The sequence below is a fragment of the Streptomyces sp. AC627_RSS907 genome, from assembly GCF_019049165.1.
The window spans coordinates 1-392 of the sequence record NZ_JAGMUE010000232.1; the positions used below are offsets into that span (position 1 = coordinate 1).

Annotated in this window: 1 rRNA gene; it reads right to left on the reverse strand. The window is 57.7% G+C overall.

What is annotated here, in order from left to right:
• A 23S ribosomal RNA gene (locus tag KUM32_RS32765) occupies window positions 1-392 on the reverse strand; the annotation flags it as partial.

Genomic DNA, 392 nt, shown 5'->3' on the forward strand with positions numbered 1-392 from the left:
CGAAGTTACGGGGGCATTTTGCCGAGTTCCTTAACCATAGTTCACCCGAACGCCTCGGTATTCTCTACCTGACCACCTGAGTCGGTTTAGGGTACGGGCCGCCATGAAACTCGCTAGAGGCTTTTCTCGACAGCATAGGATCATCCACTTCACCACAATCGGCTCGGCATCAGGTCTCAGCCTCATGTGCGACGGATTTACCTACCGCACGGCCTACACCCTTACCCCGGGACAACCACCGCCCGGGATGGACTACCTTCCTGCGTCACCCCATCACTCACCTACTAACCGCTTGGTCCGGCGGCTCCACCACTTTCCATTCCCCGAAGGGTCCGGAACGGCTTCACGGCCTTAGCATCACGATGCTCGATGTTTGACGCTTCACAGCGGGT